This window comes from Rugamonas apoptosis, assembly GCF_014042355.1.
Classification (GTDB): Bacteria; Pseudomonadota; Gammaproteobacteria; order Burkholderiales; family Burkholderiaceae_D; genus Rugamonas; species Rugamonas apoptosis.
On sequence record NZ_JACEZU010000014.1, the window covers coordinates 145,792 to 161,862 of the forward strand.

Sequence of the window (16,071 nt, forward strand, 5' to 3'; positions counted from 1 at the left end):
GATTGCAGATCATGCCCTGGAAGCGCAACGACGTTGCCGCTTGCCGAGCGTCCACTTCGGAGAACACGATGTATCAACATATCAAAGTCCCAGCCGACGGCAAGAAAATCACCGTCAACGCCGATTTTTCCCTGAATGTACCAGATAACCCTATCCTTCCCTACATCGAAGGCGATGGCACCGGCGTCGATATCAGCCCGGTGATGATCAAAGTGATCGACGCGGCCGTGGCCAAGGCTTACGGCGGCAAGCGCAAGATCAGCTGGATGGAGATCTATGCCGGCGAGAAGTCGACCACCGTGTACGGCCCCGACGTGTGGCTGCCGGAAGAGACGCTGCAAGTACTGAAGGATTACGTGGTCTCCATCAAGGGCCCGCTGACCACCCCGGTCGGTGGCGGCATCCGCTCGCTCAACGTGGCCCTGCGCCAGCAGCTGGACCTGTATGTCTGCCTGCGCCCGGTGCGCTACTTCACGGGCGTGCCATCGCCGGTGAAAGAGCCGGAGAAGACCGACATGGTGATCTTCCGCGAGAACTCGGAAGACATCTACGCCGGTATCGAATGGGCCGAAGGTTCGGACAACGCCAAGAAACTGATCGACTTCCTGGTCAAGGAAATGGGCGTGACCAAGATCCGCTTCCCGGAAACCTCGGGCATCGGCATCAAGCCCGTGTCGCGCCAGGGTACCCAGCGCTTGGTGCGCAAGGCGATCCAGTACGCGATCGACAATGACAAGCCATCCGTGACCATCGTTCACAAAGGCAACATCATGAAATACACGGAAGGCGGCTTCCGTGACTGGGCCTACGAACTGGCCCAGAAGGAATTCGGCGCCGAGCTGATCGATGGCGGCCCATGGTGCAAGTTCAAGAATCCGAAGACCGGTCGCGAGATCACGGTCAAGGATTCGATCGCTGATGCATTCCTGCAACAGATCCTGCTGCGTCCCGCTGAATACAGTGTGATCGCCACCCTGAACCTGAACGGCGACTACATCTCGGACGCGCTGGCGGCCCAGGTGGGCGGCATCGGCATCGCGCCGGGCGCCAACCTGTCGGACTCCGTGGCCATGTTCGAAGCCACCCACGGCACCGCGCCGAAATACGCTGGCAAGGATTACGTGAACCCCGGTTCGCTGATCCTGTCGGCCGAAATGATGCTGCGCCACATGGGCTGGACCGAGGCGGCCGACCTGGTGATCGACTCGATGCAGAAATCGATCGCCTCCAAGCGCGTTACCTACGACTTCGCACGCCTGATGGAAGGTGCGACCCAGGTGTCGTGCTCGGGCTTCGGCGACGTGATGATCGCCAATATGTAAGCGGCGGCGCGGCCTGTGCCGTGCTACTAAAAAGCCCCGTTCTCGCGAGAGGGCGGGGCTTTTTGCCGGGTGCTCAACGCATGATGGCGTGACGCCGGCGCAACAGCCGGGCCCGCCTTCGGGACGAAAAAAAACCCCGCAGGGCGGGGTTTTCGACTTCCGTAGTGGGCGCTTACGCCGACTGGATGTTGGAAGCTTGCTTGCCTTTAGGGCCTTGCGTGACTTCGAACTGAACTTTTTGACCTTCTTTGAGGGTCTTGAAACCGTTCATGTTGATCGCGGAGAAGTGAGCGAACAAATCCTCACCGCCGTCATCTGGAGTGATGAAGCCAAAACCTTTGGAATCATTGAACCACTTAACAGTACCTGTTGCCATAAAAAGAACTTTCAAATAAAAACTGATCACACGAGCCATAAAGGCAAGAAGCTTCTTGCCCCCTCCTCACGCCTCACTTCTTATCAACATGTACATTTCTGCACACAGTCGATAACGCATTGTTAGCGCGTGGATTTTTAAAGTCAAGCGCTTTCGAGGGTGTTTTGCTATTTTTAAGACAATTGGCACAAAAACAACTCTTGAATTTCCCGTCCCGGGCGCCATCTGCGCGGGGATGAGAAAACGCGTAAGATGGACAACAAATGGCAAGGCGCTGAGAAATGCGCATTGCAACAATCCCGAAAGCATTAGAATATAAGCGTATGGCAACCAAGCATGACACTGAAACCCTGCTGGAGCGGCAAACGCTGAAGCCGCCACCTCTCTACCAGGTGGCGCTGCTGAATGATGACTACACGCCGATGGAATTCGTCGTCGCCATCATCCAGGAGTATTTCAACAAGGACAGAGAAACGGCCACGCAGATCATGCTCAGCGTGCACCAGCACGGCAAGGGCGTGTGTGGCGTGTTTTCCAAGGACATAGCCTGTACCAAAGTGGAGTTCGTTTTAACGCATGCGCGCAAGGCAGGCCACCCCCTGCAGTGTGTGATGGAGGAAGTATGATCGCGCAGGAATTAGAAGTAAGTTTGCACATGGCGTTTGTCGAAGCCCGACAGGCACGGCACGAATTCATCACCGTCGAGCATTTGCTGCTGGCGCTGCTGGACAACCCGTCGGCGGCTGAAGTGTTGCGCGCCTGCGCCGTCAACATCGAGGACTTGCGCAAGACGTTGACCAACTTTATCGGCGACAACACGCCCACCGTGCCCGGCACGGGTGAGGTGGACACCCAGCCCACGCTCGGTTTCCAGCGCGTGATCCAGCGCGCCATCATGCACGTGCAGTCCGCTTCCAACGGCAAGAAGGAAGTGACGGGCGCCAACGTGCTGGTGGCCATTTTCGGTGAGAAGGACTCGCATGCCGTGTACTACCTGCACCAGCAGGGCGTGACGCGGCTGGACGTGGTCAACTTCATTTCGCACGGCGTGCGCAAGGACCAGGCTTCCGAGAGCGCCAAGGCGTCCGAAGGCGTGGAAGAAGGCGCCCCGTCCGATGGCCAGCAGAAGGAAAGCCCGCTCGACCAGTTCACCCAGAACCTCAACAAGGCCGCCGCCGAAGGCAAGATCGATCCGCTGATCGGCCGCGAGGACGAAGTCGACCGCGTGATCCAGGTGCTGTGCCGCCGCCGCAAGAACAACCCGCTGCTGGTGGGCGAGGCTGGCGTGGGCAAGACCGCCATCGCCGAAGGCCTGGCTTACCGCATCACCCAGAACGACGTGCCGGAAATCCTGCAGCACGCCGTCGTCTATTCGCTCGACATGGGCGCGCTGCTGGCCGGCACCAAGTACCGGGGCGACTTCGAGCAGCGCCTCAAGGCCGTGCTCAAGCAGCTCAAGGACAACCCGAACGGCATCCTGTTCATCGATGAGATCCACACCATCATCGGCGCCGGTTCCGCCTCGGGCGGCACGCTGGACGCGTCCAACCTGCTGAAACCGGCGTTGGCCAACGGCCAGCTCAAGTGCATCGGCGCCACCACCTACACGGAATTCCGCGGCGTGTTCGAGAAGGACCATGCACTCAGCCGCCGCTTCCAGAAAGTGGACGTCAACGAGCCCACCGTCGAGCAGACCGTGCAGATCCTGCGCGGCCTCAAGTCGCGCTTCGAGGAACACCACGGCGTCAAGTATTCGTCGTCGGCGCTGTCCACGGCCGCTGAACTGGCGGCCCGCTTCATCAACGACCGCCACTTGCCCGACAAGGCCATCGACGTGATCGACGAGGCCGGTGCGGCCCAGCGCATCCTGCCCAAGTCGAAGCAGAAGAAAACCATCGGCAAGACGGAGATCGAGGACATCATCGCCAAGATCGCCCGTATCCCGCCGCAAACCGTCAACCAGGACGACCGCAGCAAGCTGCAGACCATCGACCGCGACTTGCGCAACGTCGTGTTCGGGCAGGATCCCGCCATCGAAGCGCTGGCCTCGGCCATCAAGATGGCGCGCGCCGGCCTGGGCAAGACCGACAAGCCGATCGGCTCCTTCCTGTTCTCCGGTCCCACCGGCGTGGGCAAGACGGAAGTGGCCAAGCAGCTGGCCTTCATCCTCGGTATCGAGCTGATCCGCTTCGACATGTCCGAGTACATGGAGCGCCATGCCGTGAGCCGTCTGATCGGCGCGCCGCCCGGCTACGTGGGCTTCGACCAGGGTGGTTTGCTGACGGAAGCGATCACCAAGAAGCCGCATGCCGTGCTGCTGCTGGACGAGATCGAGAAGGCCCATCCGGACATCTTCAACATCCTGCTGCAGGTGATGGACCATGGCACGCTGACCGACAACAACGGACGCAAGGCCGACTTCCGCAACGTGATCATCATCATGACCACCAACGCGGGCGCCGAGAGCTTGCAGAAGGCGTCGATCGGCTTCACCACCACCAAGCAGGCCGGCGACGAGATGGCCGACATCAAGCGTATGTTCACGCCTGAGTTCCGCAACCGGATCGACGCCACCATCAGCTTCCGCGCGCTGGACGAGGAAATCATCCTGCGCGTGGTCGACAAGTTCCTGATGCAGCTGGAAGAACAGCTGCATGAGAAGAAAGTGGAAGCCATCTTCACCGAGAAGCTGCGCAAGTTCCTCGCCAAGAAAGGCTTCGACCCGCTGATGGGCGCGCGCCCCATGTCGCGCCTGATCCAGGACATGATCCGCAAGGCGCTGGCCGACGAGCTGCTGTTCGGCCGCCTGGTGACCGGTGGCCGGGTGACGGTGGATCTGGACGAGAAGGATCAGGTCAAGCTGGAGTTCCCGGAATCGGACGCCGCGCCGACGCCGCCACCGGAGACGGTGGAAGTGGAATAAGCCGCTTGCCGGCAGACCCAAGAACCCGCATGCGTGCGGGTTTTTTTTCGGCCCGACCGGGCAGTCTGCGCTGCGCTTACCAGTCGGACAGCTGACGGAACTGCGTCGCGCGCCGGCGCGATACCTCCACCGTCAGTTGGCCGGGCAGCAGCAATTCGAGCCCGCCGTTGGCATTGGATGTGATCCGTTGTACGAAATTCAGGTTGACGATGTGCTTGCGGCTGGTGCGAAAGAACTGTTGCGGCGCCAGGCTCAGTCTGTCCTCCAGTCGGTTCAGCGAGTGCGCCACCAGCGCTTGTTCGTTGTGGAAGAACACGCGGCTATAGTTGCCTTCCGATTCACACAGCCGGATCTGGTCGAGTTCGACAAACCAGCAACGCTCGCCATCCTTGATGAACATCTTCCGTGCGGCGGCGCTGGCGCCGGTCTGGCGCAAGCCCAGTCGCCCCAGCGCAGCGGCCAGTCGTGTGGCCTGGATCGGCTTTTGCAGATAATCGAGCGCATTCACTTCGAATGCTTGCATGGCGTATTGATCGTAGGCGGTGGTGAAAATCACGTGTGGCGCGCAATCGAGCGCGGCCAACACGTCAAAGCCGTTGCCACCGGGCATTTGCACGTCGAGGAACACCAGCTCCGGCTGCAGTGCAACGATCTGCTGCACAGCGTCGGCCGCGTTGACGGCCTCGCCGATGATCTCGATGTCGGCGTGTGCGGCCAGCAAACGGCGCAGTTCGGCGCGCGCCAGGCGTTCATCGTCCACCAGCAGCGCGCGCATCAGGCGGCCACCGGCAAGGACAGCGTGGCACGCACCCAGCCATCGCGCTCGCTCAGGTCCAGGTCTGCATTCGGGCCCAGCGCCAATTGCAGGCGCTGGCGTGTGTTGCGCAGGCCCACCTGCGTGGAGTTGGTGAACGGCACGATGGCGCCTTGGTTGGCGATTTCGATCAACACGGTGTCGGCGTGGCGGTGACCCGTGATGTGGATATCGCTGCCGTCCGCACGCGCTTCGACGCCGTATTTGACGGCGTTCTCCACCAGCGTCTGCACGGCCATGGGCGGTACCGGCACCTGTTCCAGGCCACGGGCGAGCGTGACGTTGACGCGCATGCGTTGCTCGAAGCGGATCTTTTCGATCGCCAGATAGTTTTCCACGGCAGCCATTTCGCTGGCCAACGCCACCGTGCTGCTCTGGCCGGCCTGCAATGTGTACCGCATCAGGCTGGTCAGCTGGTCTATCATATCGGCGGCGGCCGGCGGATCTGCAAACACCAGCGCACGCACGCTGTTCATGCTGTTGAAAAAGAAATGCGGGTTGACCTGAGCTTGCAGCGCGCGCAGTTCCGCATCCTTGGCCAATATCTGCAGGCGCAGCGTCGCCTCTTCGAAGCGGTGAGCGCGCCGCAAGGCCAGCACGGTGGCATAGATGATGTTCCAGCCCAGATGCATGCCCCACCAGAACATCAGCGCCTGCGGCAGCCACCCTAAGCTGTTGCCATGCAATGGGCCGAACGGCTGGATCAGGGCGAATCCCAGCGTTTGCACACCGACGTTGAGCACGCCCAAAAGCAGCACGGCGATGCCGACGGCACGCCAGTTTGCCATGCCGTCGTGCAAATAGCGGTGCTTGAGCAGGCGGTGCCACAGGTCCGACAACAGTAATCCAGAACCGGCGCCCCACCAGCAAATCGCCAGGAAGGCGGCGTTGATCTTCCCGTCGATCGCGTAGGCCAGGAAGAACAGCGGGACGCAGCACCAGCCGGCCAGCTGCGCGGGCCAGTACCAGCGGATGCGCGCGAACAGGGGGATTGTCGTTTGCTTCATCTTACTCTTTTAGAAATTCGTCGATGCGAGCATACATCCAATCGGGATCATCGACCATGATGAAATGCCGTGCCGTGTCCGCCATGGCCAATTGCACACCGGGCAGGGCGCTGTACTGCTGGCGGTACATCTGTTCGATGGCCGCGCGCGGCGCATATTGCTGGTAAGCGATCCACGTGCCCAGTACCAGCGTGGGCGACTGGATGCGCGCGATGGCTTGCCGCAGGTCGTCCTGCAGCAAGTCGGCCATCGCGTTGGCGACTGTGACGCGGTCGGAGTTTTGCCCCCATGCGGCCACGCGCGCGATATCGGCCGGACGGCTGATCATGGTCGCCAGCGCCGCGCGCTGGTTGGCGGCGTAGCTGGCCGCATCCTGCGCCAACATGCGGTCGCGGACGTTCCCTGCGACCTCCTTCAGTTGCACTGGTGTGGCGCTGGGCAACTGGGTGGCGCCCAGCGCTGGCAGCGCATCGACGATGATCAGCTTGCCCACCTGTCGCGGATGGTCGCTGGCCAGCTTGAGCGCCAGGTAGCCGCCCAGGCTGTGGCCGATGATGACGGGCTGCGCGAGGTGGTTGTTGGCGATGTAGTCGCTCAGCTGTTGCTCCACGTTTGGCAGCAGCGGCGCATTGATGGCCGGTACGCCGGCAAAGCCAGCCAGTGTGAGCACATGGCATTGGCGCTGGCCACAATAGCGCGCCACCGTGTCATCCCATACCGCCCCGGCGCTGGCCAGCCCCGGGATCAGAATGACAGGCTGGCCGTGGCCGCTCACGCTGACCTCGAACGCGGGAGGAGAGGCCGCCTGCACCTGCGCATATGGCAGCAGCAAGCCTGCGGCAATGGCGAACAGGCGGATCAGAATTGGTTTCATGTGTGCTCCAGGAAGTGTTGGTACGGGCATGGTAGGTGGCCCGGATCGGCATCGCCAGCGCTGCGGGATAAGCGGTCGGTATGGGAGATGAACGGTTCGGTGACCGGGTTGCCGGTCCACGAAGTCAACGGTCGGATGCCGTCAGTGGCCCGGCAGTCGGGAGCGATGCGCCGGAGCTTCACCGCGCTGCTTGCGGGCCCGCAGCGGGAGGGCGAACCACAGGCCCAGCAACAGGGCCAGCGTGCCCGCCGTGCCCGCCGCGCTTGCCGCATACGACGGCGTGACCAGATACAGCACCACGGCCATGTCCAGCGCCAATCCACCCGCCAGCGGCGCCAGCGCGGCGCAGATGAACCCGGACGATAGTCTGACGGTCTGTTCCGATACCTGGTGCGATTCAACAATGCGGTGATATGCGGCCGGCGCCATGGCGAGTGCGATCGCCAGCACCACCAGTGCCAGGGCTAATAAATGGCAGACCTGCATCGGCCGGGGCAGGTCCATAAAGCGCTGGTTGAACACGGCGATGGTCTGGAACCCGAACAGCGCCTGTATGCCGGGCAGCACCATGCGCGCCTCCTCGATCACATTGCGCATCTGCTCTTTCAGCGAATTGGGTTCGTGCTGGTTTTCCATCGCGCCCGCCGGTGCCGGTCTGGCTTGATTGTAGCGTTTGCGCGGAACGGCGCGCGTCCGTTTCCGGTGATGAAAAGGCGCGTCAGCCGGCGCCGCCTTCGGCCCGCAGCTTGCGCCACAGCGTGGTGCGGCTGATGCCCAGGTAGTCGGCGGCGGCGTCGCGGCGGCCGCCGAAACGGGCCAGTACGGCCGTCACGGATTCGGCCGGGATGGCGGGCGCGGGGATGGGGGCGGGCAGGGCGGTCCGCTGCGCTGTCGGCAGGCCCTGCTGCGTTGACGGCGGCAGCGACGGCGGCAGCATCACGCCATCCAACATGCCACCGCTGACCGCGCGCGGCGCCAGTTCCGGCGCCACGCTCAGCACGAAGCTGGGCGTGAGCGCCTGCAATGGTTCGGCCGCCAGGAACAGGGCCAATCGTTCCGTCAGGTTACGCAGTTCGCGCACGTTGCCGGGCCAGTCGTACTGGCGCAGCAGCGGGGCGCAGGCCATGATCTCGGCGTGCAGGTTGGGATGGGGGCGTGCGCTCAGCGCCGCCAGCGCGTTCTTGAGCGACCATTCGGCCAGCCCGATCACGTCGTCTTCGCGCGCCCGCAGCGGCGGCAGCGACAGCCGCAGCACGGCCAGCCGGTAGAACAGGTCGGCCCGGAAGCGCCCCTCACGCACGCGTTGTTCGAGGTCGCAGTGGGTGGCGCTGATGATGCGCACGTTGACGGCGATGGGCCGGGTGCCGCCCACCCGCACCACTTCCCGTTCCTCGAGCACCCGCAGCAGCCGTGTTTGCAGCGTCAGCGGCATCTCGCCGATTTCGTCGAGGAACAGGGTGCCGCGGTTGGCCGCTTCGAACAGGCCCGCGTGGCCGCCGCGGCGCGCACCCGTGAACGCGCCTTCCTCGTGGCCGAACAGTTCCGATTCCAGCAGCGATTCGGCGATGGCGCCGCAGTTGACGGCCACGAACGGCCGGTTCTGGCCCAGGATGCGCGGGCTCTCGCGGTGGATGGCTTGCGCCACCAGTTCCTTGCCGCAGCCCGTCTCGCCCTGGATCAGCACCGTGGCCGGCGACTTCGCGTACAGCACCACGGACTGGCGCAGCCCTTCCATGGCGGCCGAGTCACCGCGCAGATCGTTCAGGCCATGCTTGGCGCGCAGCGTGTCGGCCACCACCACGCGCCGGCTGCGGTTCACTTCCAGCTGGGTCAGGCGCGCCATTTCCAGCGCGTCGTCGAACGCTTGGCGGATCGAGGCGGCCGAGTAGACGAATACGCCCGTCAATCCCGCTTCCTCGGCCAGGTCGGTGATCAGGCCCGCGCCGACGATGGCCTGGATGCCGGCCGCCTTCAGTTCGTTGATCTGGGCCCGCGCATCCTCCTCGGTCACGTAGGTGCGCTGCGCGATCTCGAAGCCGAAGGTGGCGGCGAATTCGGCCAGTTCCGGCAGCCGTTCCTGGTAGGTGATCACGCCGATGCGCTCGGACACCCGGCGCGCCCGCGCCAGTGCCTGCATCACGTCGAAGCCGCTGGCCTTGGCGATCACCACCGGCACCGACAGCCGGCCCTTCAGATAGGCGGCGTTGGAGCCGGCCGCGATCACGGCGTCGCAGCGCTCGGTCGCCATCCGTTCGCGGATGTGGCGGGCCGCTTCGTCGAAGCCCAGGTTGATCGGTTCGATGGTGGCCAGGTCGTCGTATTCGAGCGTGATATCGCGGAACAGGTCGAACAAACGTGACACCGACACGGTCCAGATCACGGGCTTGTCGATGTTGTCCAGGGGCAGGGGAGTGGAATGGCGCATGCCGCTATTGTACGCCAAACGCGTTTCAGCGTTTCACGGTGAAACGTTTTTGAAACATATTAGCAACGGCCTTGCAACGTGAATTACTTGCGTACTCAAGTATATCCGCGACCATCCACGTGCCAAGTAATTGATTTTGCTGGGTTTGTCCGCCAGCGCGCCTAGGCGATGCCCGTTGGCACGTCCCTTGCAATACCTGTTCGCAACGCGCCACGGCGCAACCAACCGCAAGCACAACGCACACGCACACGAAAGGTCAGACATGAGCCAATATTCCGCCGGCGCCGCATTCCGCAAAGCCGTACAAGAAGAATCCCCGCTGCAGGTGGTGGGCGCCATCAACGCCAACCACGCCCTGCTGGCCAAGCGCGCCGGCTTCAAGGCCATTTACCTGTCCGGTGGCGGTGTGGCTGCCGGTTCGCTGGGCCTGCCCGACCTGGGCATCTCCAGCCTGGACGACGTGCTGACCGACGTGCGCCGCATCACCGACGTGTGCGACCTGCCGCTGCTGGTGGACGTGGACACCGGCTTCGGTTCCTCCGCCTTCAACGTGGCCCGCACCGTCAAGTCCATGATCAAGTTCGGCGCCGCCGCCATCCACATCGAAGACCAGGTTGGCGCCAAGCGTTGCGGCCACCGTCCGAACAAGGAGATCGTCACCAAGCAGGAAATGGTGGACCGCATCAAGGCCGCCGTGGATGCCCGCACCGACGAGAACTTCGTCATCATGGCCCGCACCGACGCGCTGGCCGTGGAAGGCCTGGAATCGGCCCTGGACCGCGCCATCGCCTGCGTGGAAGCGGGTGCCGACATGATCTTCCCGGAAGCGATCACCGACCTGCCGATGTATTCCCAGTTCGCCAAGGCCGTCAAGGTGCCGGTGCTGGCCAACATCACTGAATTCGGCTCGACCCCGCTGTACACGGTGGACGAGCTGCGCGGCGCCGACGTGGGCCTGGTGCTGTATCCGCTGTCGGCCTTCCGCGCCATGAACAAGGCGGCCGAAAACGTCTATGGCGCGATCCGCCGCGACGGCACCCAGAAAAACGTGGTCGACACCATGCAGACCCGCATGGAACTGTATGAGCGCATCAACTACCACAGCTTCGAGCAAAAGCTCGACGCGCTGTTCGCCGCATCGAAGAAATAAGCACCACCTTACACCGCAATCGCACAACCTAATAACGCATCAGGAGATTTGAAATGACCGTTGAACAAGCCGCCGGCTTCAAGCCAAAAAAATCCGTCGCCCTGTCGGGTGTGACCGCCGGTAATACCGCGCTGTGCTCCGTCGGCAAGACCGGCAACGACCTGCACTACCGCGGTTACGACATCCTGGACGTGGCCAACACCTGCCAATTCGAAGAAATCGCTTACCTGCTGGTGCACGGCAAGCTGCCAACGGCCGCTGAACTGAAAGGCTACAAGGGCAAACTGAAATCGCTGCGCGGCCTGCCGCAATCGCTCAAGTCGGCGCTGGAAGCGCTGCCCGCGTCGGCCCACCCGATGGACGTGATGCGCACTGGCGTGTCCGTGCTGGGCTGCACCCTGCCGGAGAAGGACGACCACAACGTGCCAGGCGCGCGCGACATCGCCGACCGTCTGATGGCGTCGTTCGGTTCCATGCTGCTGTACTGGTACCACTTCAGCCACAACGGCAAGCGCATCGACGTGGAAACGGACGATGATTCCATCGGCGGCCACTTCCTGCACCTGCTGCATGGCGAGAAGCCATCCGAGTCGTGGGTCAAGGCCATGCACACCTCGCTGATCCTGTACGCGGAACATGAGTTCAACGCCTCCACCTTCACCGGCCGCGTGATCGCCGGCACGGGTTCGGACATCTACTCGGCCATCACCGGCGCCATCGGCGCGCTGCGCGGTCCCAAGCACGGCGGCGCCAATGAATTCGCGTTCGAGATCCAGAAGCGCTACGAGAACGCCGACGAAGCGGAAGCGGATATCCGCAACCGCGTGGCCAACAAGGAAGTGGTGATCGGCTTCGGCCACCCTGTGTACACCATCTCCGACCCACGCAACGTGGTGATCAAGGAAGTGGCGCACAACCTGTCCAAGGAAGCCGGTTCGACCAAGATGTTCGATATCGCCGAACGCCTGGAATCGGTGATGTGGGAAGTGAAGAAGATGTTCCCCAACCTGGACTGGTTCTCGGCCGTGTCTTACCATATGATGGGTGTGCCGACCGCCATGTTCACGCCGCTGTTCGTCATCTCGCGCACCTCCGGCTGGGCCGCGCACATCATCGAGCAGCGCATCGACAACAAGATCATTCGCCCAAGCGCCAACTACGTCGGCCCGGACGACCTGCACTTCGTGCCTATCTCCGACCGTAAGTAATCCAAGGACAAGGAGTACAAGCTTCCATGAATACTCAATTCCGCAAGAACCTGCCGGGCACCAAGCTTGATTACTTCGACGCGCGCGCCGCTGTCGATGCGATCCAGCCTGGCGCCTACGACAAGCTGCCGTACACCTCGCGGGTACTGGCCGAAAACCTGGTGCGCCGCTGTGATCCGGCCACGCTCAATGCCTCGCTGTCGCAACTGATCGAGCGCAAGCGCGAGCTGGACTTCCCCTGGTTCCCGGCGCGCGTGGTGTGCCACGACATCCTGGGCCAGACCGCGCTGGTCGACCTGGCTGGCCTGCGCGACGCTATCGCCCTGCAAGGCGGCGATCCTGCCAAGGTCAACCCGGTGGTGCCGACCCAGCTGGTGGTGGACCACTCGCTGGCCGTTGAATGCGGCGGTTTCGATCCCGACGCGTTCAACAAAAACCGCGCCATCGAAGACCGTCGTAACGAAGACCGCTTCGACTTCATCAACTGGACCAAGAAGGCGTTCAAGAACGTCGACGTGATCCCGCCTGGTAACGGCATCCTGCACCAGATCAACCTGGAACGCATGTCGCCCGTGGTGCAGGTGAGCGACGGCGTCGCCTATCCGGACACGCTGGTCGGCACTGACTCGCACACCCCGATGGTGGACGCGCTGGGCGTGATCGCCGTCGGCGTGGGCGGCCTGGAAGCGGAAAGCGTGATGCTGGGCCGCGCCTCGTGGATGCGCCTGCCCGACATCATCGGCGTGGAGCTGAGCGGCAAGCCGCAACCGGGCATCACCGCCACCGACACGGTGCTGGCGCTGACCGAATTCCTGCGCAAGGAAAAAGTGGTGTCGTCCTACCTGGAATTCTACGGCGAAGGCGCGACCGCGCTGACGCTGGGCGACCGCGCCACCATCGCCAACATGGCGCCGGAATTCGGCGCCACGGCGGCCATGTTCTACATCGACGAACAGACCATCAAGTACCTCAAGCTGACCGGCCGCGACGATGAACTGGTCAAGCTGGTGGAGCAGTATGCGAAGCAGACCGGCCTGTGGGGCGACACCCTGAAGGCGGCCGAATACGAGCGCGTGCTCAAGTTCGACCTGTCGACCGTGGTGCGCAACATCGCCGGCCCGTCCAATCCGCACAAGCGCGTGCCGACCTCCGAGCTGGCCGCGCGCGGCATCAGCGGCAAGGTGGAGAACGAGCCTGGCCTGATGCCCGACGGCGCCGTCATCATCGCCGCCATCACCAGCTGCACCAACACCAATAACCCGCGCAACATGATCGCCGCCGGCCTGCTGGCCCGCAACGCCAACGCGCGCGGCCTGACCCGCAAGCCATGGGTGAAAAGCTCGCTGGCGCCCGGCTCCAAGGCGGTGACGCTGTACCTGGAAGAAGCGCACCTGATGGACGAGCTGGAAAAGCTGGGCTTCGGTGTGGTCGCTTACGCCTGCACCACCTGCAACGGCATGTCCGGCGCGCTGGACCCGGTGATCCAGAAGGAAGTGGTGGAGCGCGACCTGTACGCCACCGCCGTCCTGTCGGGCAACCGCAACTTCGACGGCCGCATCCACCCGTACGCCAAGCAAGCGTTCCTGGCCTCGCCGCCGTTGGTGGTCGCTTACGCCATCGCCGGCACCATCCGCTTCGACATCGAGAAGGATGTGCTGGGCCATGACGCCGACGGCAAGCCCGTCACGCTCAAGGACATCTGGCCATCGGACGAGGAGATCGACGCGCTGGTCGAGTCCAGCGTCAAGCCGGCCCTGTTCAACAAGGTGTACATCCCCATGTTCGCCAAGCAGGCCGACGACGGCATCAAGGTCAGCGCACTGTACGACTGGCGTCCGCAGACCACCTACATCCGCCGTCCGCCGTACTGGGAAGGCGCGCTGGCAGGCGAGCGTACGTTGAAGGGCATGCTTCCGCTGGCGGTGTTGGGCGATAACATCACCACCGACCACCTGTCGCCGTCGAACGCCATCATGCTCGACAGCGCGGCCGGCGAATACCTGGCGAAAATGGGCTTGCCGGAGGAGGATTTCAACTCCTACGCCACCCACCGTGGCGACCACCTGACGGCGCAGCGCGCCACCTTCGCCAACCCGACGCTGAAGAACGAAATGGTGCTGGAAGACGGCAAGGTCAAAGCCGGCTCGCTGGCCCGCATCGAACCGGAAGGCAAAGTGACGCGCATGTGGGAAGCCATTGAAACCTACATGGAACGCAAGCAGCCGCTGATCGTGATCGCCGGCGCCGACTACGGCCAGGGTTCCTCGCGTGACTGGGCCGCCAAGGGTGTGCGCCTGGCAGGCGTGGAAGCGATCGTGGCCGAAGGCTTCGAGCGTATCCACCGCACCAACCTGGTGGGCATGGGCGTGCTGCCGCTGGAATTCCAGCCCGGCGTGAACCGCAACACGCTCCACATCGACGGCACCGAAAGCTACGACGTGATCGGCGAGCGCACCCCGCGCGCCACGCTGACGCTGGTGATCAACCGCCGCGACGGTTCCAAGGTCGAAGTACCCGTGATCTGCCGTCTCGATACGGCCGAGGAGGTGTCGATCTACGAGGCGGGCGGCGTGCTGCAACGCTTCGCGCAGGACTTCCTGGAATCGTCCAAGGCCGCGTAATGCGCGACCAGGGCTGATCGTTCGGCACGGCAGGCGGTACGGCGACGTACCGCCTGTCTTTTTTAGGAATACATCATCATGACCCACGTACCACAGATCAAAGTCCCCGCCACCTACATCCGTGGCGGCACCAGCAAGGGCGTGTTCTTCCGCCTGCAAGACCTGCCCGCCGCGGCGCAAGTGCCGGGCGCCGCGCGCGACGCGCTGCTGCTGCGCGTGATCGGCAGCCCCGACCCCTACGGCAAGCAGATCGACGGCATGGGCGGCGCCACCTCCAGCACCAGCAAGACCGTGATCCTGGCCAAGAGCAGCAAGCCCGATCACGACGTCGACTACCTGTTCGGCCAGGTTTCGATCGACAAGGCCTTCGTGGACTGGAGCGGCAACTGCGGCAACCTGTCGGCGGCGGTGGGCGCGTTCGCCATCAGCGGCGGCCTGGTGGACGCCAGCCGTATCCCGCAGGACGGCATGGCCACCGTGCGCGTGTGGCAGGCCAACATCGGCAAGACCATCATCGCCCACGTTCCCATCACGGGCGGCGCGGTGCAGGAGACGGGCGACTTCGAGCTCGATGGCGTGACCTTCCCGGCGGCCGAAGTGCAGCTCGAATTCATGGACCCGGCGGCCGACGAGGAGGGCGGCGGCGGTTCCATGTTCCCGACCGGGAACCTGGTGGACGACCTGGAAGTACCCGGCGTGGGCACGCTCAAGGCCACCATGATCAACGCCGGCATCCCCACCATTTTCGTCAACGCGGAAGCGATCGGCTACACGGGTATGGAGCTGCAGGACGCCATCAACGGCGACGCCAAGGCGCTGGCCATGTTCGAAACCATCCGCGCCCACGGCGCGCTGCGCATGGGCCTGATCCAGAACCTGGACGAAGCGGCCAAGCGCCAGCACACGCCCAAGGTGGCCTTCGTGGCCGCGCCCAAGGATTACGTGTCCTCCAGCGGCAAGCAGGTGGCGGCCGGTGACGTGGACCTGCTGGTGCGCGCCCTGTCGATGGGTAAGCTGCACCATGCCATGATGGGCACGGCGGCTGTGGCGATCGGCACAGCGGCCGCCATTCCGGGCACGCTGGTGAACCTGGCGGCTGGCGGTGGCGCCCGCAACGCGGTGCGCTTCGGCCACCCGTCGGGCACCTTGCGCGTGGGCGCGGAAGCGAGCCAGGTGAACGGTGAGTGGAGCGTGACCAAGGCCATCATGAGCCGCAGCGCGCGGGTGCTGATGGAAGGCTGGGTGCGGGTGCCGGGCGACAGCTTCTGACGTCCATTTTTACGTTTGCCGCACCGCACCATGGCGCCGCTTTTGCGGCGCTTTTTTTTCGTCCGTCGCCATCGTCGCCGGC

General features: G+C 63.6%; 13 protein-coding genes. 7 read left to right on the plus strand and 6 right to left on the minus strand.

Annotated elements, in window-relative coordinates:
- The first annotated feature begins 68 nt into the window (after window positions 1-68).
- Window positions 69-1,322: an NADP-dependent isocitrate dehydrogenase gene (gene icd / locus H3H39_RS24010; protein WP_182156906.1), complete on the plus strand. Its 1,254-nt coding sequence runs from the start codon at window positions 69-71 to the stop codon at window positions 1,320-1,322.
- 172 nt (window positions 1,323-1,494) lie between these two features.
- Here icd and cspE read toward each other — a convergent pair whose 3' ends face one another.
- Complete coding sequence (gene cspE / locus H3H39_RS24015; RefSeq protein WP_008446468.1) at window positions 1,495-1,698, minus strand: transcription antiterminator/RNA stability regulator CspE; 204 nt, start codon at window positions 1,696-1,698, stop codon at window positions 1,495-1,497.
- 323 nt (window positions 1,699-2,021) lie between these two features.
- Between cspE and clpS the strand changes: the two genes are divergently transcribed.
- Window positions 2,022-2,324 carry an ATP-dependent Clp protease adapter ClpS gene (clpS, locus tag H3H39_RS24020; RefSeq protein ID WP_182156907.1) on the plus strand — a complete coding sequence of 101 codons (303 nt, stop codon included), beginning with the start codon at window positions 2,022-2,024 and terminating at the stop codon, window positions 2,322-2,324.
- Window positions 2,321-4,621 carry an ATP-dependent Clp protease ATP-binding subunit ClpA gene (clpA, locus tag H3H39_RS24025; RefSeq protein ID WP_182156908.1) on the plus strand — a complete coding sequence of 767 codons (2,301 nt, stop codon included), beginning with the start codon at window positions 2,321-2,323 and terminating at the stop codon, window positions 4,619-4,621. Before clpS ends, clpA begins: the two co-directional genes overlap by 4 nt.
- Before the next feature lie 76 nt (window positions 4,622-4,697).
- Here the strand turns inward: clpA and H3H39_RS24030 are convergent, their stop codons facing one another.
- The 5 genes from H3H39_RS24030 to prpR form a co-directional block, all read right to left on the minus strand.
- Complete coding sequence (locus H3H39_RS24030) at window positions 4,698-5,396, minus strand: LytR/AlgR family response regulator transcription factor (RefSeq protein ID WP_182156909.1); 699 nt, start codon at window positions 5,394-5,396, stop codon at window positions 4,698-4,700.
- Window positions 5,396-6,442 (minus strand): sensor histidine kinase, encoded by a 1,047-nt coding sequence (locus H3H39_RS24035; RefSeq protein WP_182156910.1) that lies wholly within the window; start codon window positions 6,440-6,442, stop codon window positions 5,396-5,398. The genes H3H39_RS24030 and H3H39_RS24035 overlap by 1 nt, the downstream gene beginning before the upstream one ends.
- Window position 6,443: 1 nt before the next feature.
- Entirely contained in the window at window positions 6,444-7,316 is an 873-nt protein-coding gene (locus tag H3H39_RS24040; protein ID WP_182156911.1) for an alpha/beta fold hydrolase, read from the minus strand.
- A gap of 141 nt (window positions 7,317-7,457) precedes the next feature.
- Complete coding sequence (locus tag H3H39_RS24045) at window positions 7,458-7,952, minus strand: DUF6328 family protein (RefSeq protein ID WP_229218230.1); 495 nt, start codon at window positions 7,950-7,952, stop codon at window positions 7,458-7,460.
- An 82-nt stretch (window positions 7,953-8,034) separates the two neighbouring features.
- Window positions 8,035-9,741 carry a propionate catabolism operon regulatory protein PrpR gene (gene prpR / locus H3H39_RS24050; protein WP_182156912.1) on the minus strand — a complete coding sequence of 569 codons (1,707 nt, stop codon included), beginning with the start codon at window positions 9,739-9,741 and terminating at the stop codon, window positions 8,035-8,037.
- Window positions 9,742-10,003: 262 nt separating this feature from the next.
- On the opposite strand from prpR, the gene prpB reads away from it, so the two are divergent.
- The 4 genes from prpB to prpF all read left to right on the plus strand — a co-directional run bounded on the left by prpB (window position 10,004) and on the right by prpF (window position 15,989).
- Entirely contained in the window at window positions 10,004-10,891 is an 888-nt protein-coding gene (gene prpB / locus H3H39_RS24055) for a methylisocitrate lyase (protein WP_182156913.1), read from the plus strand.
- A gap of 53 nt (window positions 10,892-10,944) precedes the next feature.
- Window positions 10,945-12,099 carry a bifunctional 2-methylcitrate synthase/citrate synthase gene (gene prpC / locus H3H39_RS24060; RefSeq protein ID WP_182156914.1) on the plus strand — a complete coding sequence of 385 codons (1,155 nt, stop codon included), beginning with the start codon at window positions 10,945-10,947 and terminating at the stop codon, window positions 12,097-12,099.
- A gap of 26 nt (window positions 12,100-12,125) precedes the next feature.
- A complete protein-coding gene (gene acnD / locus H3H39_RS24065; RefSeq protein WP_182156915.1) occupies window positions 12,126-14,720 on the plus strand; it encodes a Fe/S-dependent 2-methylisocitrate dehydratase AcnD in 2,595 nt (864 codons plus the stop codon).
- A gap of 78 nt (window positions 14,721-14,798) precedes the next feature.
- Window positions 14,799-15,989 carry a 2-methylaconitate cis-trans isomerase PrpF gene (gene prpF, locus H3H39_RS24070; protein ID WP_182156916.1) on the plus strand — a complete coding sequence of 397 codons (1,191 nt, stop codon included), beginning with the start codon at window positions 14,799-14,801 and terminating at the stop codon, window positions 15,987-15,989.
- The last annotated feature ends 82 nt before the right edge of the window (window positions 15,990-16,071 follow it).